Source organism: Pseudomonas sp. PS01301 (assembly GCF_029960215.1).
In the GTDB taxonomy this organism is placed as follows: domain Bacteria; phylum Pseudomonadota; class Gammaproteobacteria; order Pseudomonadales; family Pseudomonadaceae; genus Aquipseudomonas; species Aquipseudomonas coleopterorum.
This window is the reverse complement of record NZ_JASCPM010000096.1, coordinates 1-3,324: the sequence shown is the minus strand read 5'-3', so window position 1 is coordinate 3,324 and position 3,324 is coordinate 1. Positions and strand designations below refer to the sequence as shown.

The following is a 3,324-nucleotide window of genomic DNA, read 5'->3' as shown; positions in this document are numbered from 1 at the left end:
AGGTGTGGGAGCAGGATGTATCAAGTGCGCCGCCGCACGCCCTTCGCGGGCAGAGCCCGCTCCCACAGGTGGCAGGTGTGGGAGCGGGCTCTGCCCGCGAAGGACACACTGCGGTTCCCGGCCTTACTCCAGCGCCTGCCAGATATCCTGCGCATACTCGCGAATGGTCCGGTCAGACGAGAACCACCCCATGCGCGCCGTGTTGAGCACGGCCATGCGCCACCACTTGTCGGCGTCGTGCCAGGTCTCCTCGACCTTGCGCTGCGCATCCCAGTACGCATCGAAATCGGCACACAGCAGGAAGCGGTCATAGCTGGTCAACGAGTCGACCAGACCGGCGTAGCGCGATGGATCGTCGGACGAGAACACACCGCCACGAATGGCCTGCAGAACGTCGTTCAAACGATGAGAAGCAGCGACATCACCATGGGCGCTGAAGCCCCCGGCATGTTTGCGCTCTTCGACCTGGGCAGCAGTCATGCCGAAGATGAACATGTTCTCCTTGCCCAGGAAGTCGCACATTTCCACGTTGGCGCCGTCCAGCGTACCGATGGTCAACGCGCCATTGAGGCCGAACTTCATGTTGCTGGTGCCCGACGCTTCGTAGCCGGCCGTGGAGATCTGCTCGGACAGGTCGGCCGCCGGAATGATGCTTTCGGCCAGGCTGACGTTGTAGTTGGGCAGGAACACCACCTTGAGCAGACCGCGCACGGTCGGATCGTTGTTCACCACCCGAGCGATATCATTCGCCAGCTTGATGATCAGCTTGGCCTGGTGATAACTGGCCGCCGCCTTGCCGGCGAAGATCTTCACCCGCGGCACCCAGGCCGTTTCAGGCTCGGCGCGAATCGCCTGATAGAGCGCCACGGTGTGCATCAGGTTGAGCAACTGACGCTTGTACTCGTGGATTCGCTTGACCTGAACGTCGAACATCGCCTCGGGATTGACCGTCACGCCGACGCGCTCATGAATGATGCGAGCCAGCGCTTTCTTGCTGTTCAGTCGCTGAGCCGCGAAGGCCTTGCGGAACTCGGGTTGCTCGGCATACGGCTCGAGGTTCTTGAGCAGCCCTTCCGGATTGTCGAGCAGTTCCGGGCCAAGCTTGTCGACCAGCATCGCGGTCAGCTCGCTGTTGGACTGATACAGCCAGCGGCGGAAGGTGATGCCATTGGTCTTGTTGTTGATCCGATCGGGATAAAGCTTGTGCAACTCGGAGAACACCGTGCTGCGCATCAGTTGGGTATGCAGGCCGGACACCCCGTTGACGCTGTGCGAACCGAGAAACGCCAGGTTGCCCATGCGCACACGGCGACCGTTGTCTTCTTCGATCAGCGAGACCGCGCGCAGCACGTCGACATCGTGCTGACCTTTGGCGCGCAGCGAGTCGATGTGATAGGCGTTGATCAGGTAGATGATCTGCATGTGGCGCGGCAGTACGCGCTCCATCAGGCCCACCGGCCAGGTTTCCAGCGCCTCGGGCAACAGCGTGTGGTTGGTGTAGGCCAGGGTGTTGACGGTGATTTCCCACGCGGTTTCCCACGCCAGACCATGTTCGTCCACCAACTGACGCATCAATTCCGCCACGGCGATGGAGGGGTGGGTATCGTTGAGCTGGATCGCGGCCTTGTCGGCCAGGTTGAGGAGGCTGTCGTTGCCGTTCAGGTGACGACGCAACAAGTCGTGGAGGGAGGCTGCAACGAAGAAGTACTCCTGGCGCAGACGCAACTCCTGACCGGCTTCGGTGCTATCGGCCGGGTACAGCACCCGCGAGATGCTCTCGGCACGGGCCACTTCGGCCACGGCGCCGAGGTGGTCGCCCGCATTGAAGCGCTCCAGGTGCAGGTCTTCCATCGCCCGCGCGCGCCACAGGCGCAGGGTATTGACGCTGGAGCCGCGCCAACCGACCACCGGGGTGTCGTAGGCGATCGCGCGTACGGTTTCGCTGGGCCACCAGACCTGCTTCTGCTGGCCTTCGCTGTCGGTGACGGTTTCCACATGGCCGCCGAAGCTGATCGGGTAGATCACCTCGGGACGCTCGAACTCCCAGGGGTTGCCGAAATTGAGCCAGTTTTCGGTCTGTTCCTGCTGCCAGCCATCGACGATGGCCTGACGGAACAGACCGTGTTCGTAGCGGATGCCATAGCCGTGGGCGGCGACACCCAGGGTCGACATGCTTTCCATGAAGCAGGCCGCCAGGCGTCCAAGGCCGCCGTTGCCCAGCGCCGCATCGGGTTCGAGCAGGCGAATGCGCTCCAGATCCACGCCCAGGTCGGTCAACGCTTCACGTGCGATGTCCAGCAGGCCGAGGTTGCTCAGGCTGTCGTAGAGCAGCCGACCAATGAGAAATTCCAGGGAGAGGTAATAGACCCGTTTCTGACCTTTGCGGTAGATCTGCCGGGTGTGATCCATCCAGTGCTCGACCATGTGGTCGCGCGCTGCGAGGGCGATGGCCTCGAACCAGTCATGGTCGAATGCGTGATCGGGGTCCTTGCCCACCGCGTAGGTGAGTTTGGCGAGTACAGCAGCGCGAAAATCGGCCACCTCGGCGTCACGGACAAGCGGTTCCTGAGACATGCAATGCGTCCTCGGGGAAATTGACGATACTGGATGGAATACCTGAGCCTAGACGCTTCGACACACACTCAATGCTCAGGTTCGTAACTTTGCACCATTCGCGGGGTTTCGGGCAGAAGGTTGTTCACTTTTTCACCAATGCCGGTATGATCGCGCGCCCTGATCCATCTTGCCTGATGACCTGACGATGAAAAGCTCTTTGATTGCCGCCGCCGAAGTGGACCGCCTGGACACCTGGCAGAAATATTCTGCGCCGATGTGCGGCGCCTGTATCTCGACCTGCTGCACGCTGCCGGTGGAAGTGAAGATCAAGGACCTGATCCGTATCGGTGTGGTGGACGAGTTCGAGAAAGGCGATCCACCCAAGAACGTCGCCAAGCGGTTGCAGAAGGAAGGCATCGTCGAGCGGTTCAATCAGAAGTCGGGCATTTTCACCCTGACGCGCATGAGCAACAACGATTGTCTGTACCTGGACAAGAAAAGCCGCCTGTGCACGATCTACGAAAAGCGCCCGGACACCTGCCGCAACCACCCCAAGATCGGACCTCGCCCCGGCTACTGCGCCTACCAGCCCAAACCGATATCGCGCCAAGGCTGACCCACCCCAGCTCAATGTGGGAGCGGGGTGCCAAAGCCGGCCTCTTCGCGGGCAGAGACCCGCTCCCACAGAGGCGGTGATCATCTGTGGGAGCGGGTCTCTGCCCGCGAAGGGCGCGCCGCCGAATGACCACCCGTCACCCCAGCCGCCTC

General features: G+C 61.7%; 2 protein-coding genes. One reads left to right on the top strand and one right to left on the bottom strand.

The window, feature by feature from the left end; all coding sequences use genetic code 11:
• Positions 1 to 123: 123 nt before the first annotated feature.
• Positions 124 to 2,574 (bottom strand): glycogen/starch/alpha-glucan phosphorylase, encoded by a 2,451-nt coding sequence (locus QMX89_RS22500; RefSeq protein ID WP_049861728.1) that lies wholly within the window; start codon positions 2,572 to 2,574, stop codon positions 124 to 126.
• 187 nt (positions 2,575 to 2,761) lie between these two features.
• Here QMX89_RS22500 and QMX89_RS22495 point away from each other — a divergent pair, with 187 nt between their 5' ends.
• Positions 2,762 to 3,172: a YkgJ family cysteine cluster protein gene (locus tag QMX89_RS22495; protein ID WP_049861727.1), complete on the top strand. Its 411-nt coding sequence runs from the start codon at positions 2,762 to 2,764 to the stop codon at positions 3,170 to 3,172.
• Positions 3,173 to 3,324 lie beyond the last annotated feature (152 nt).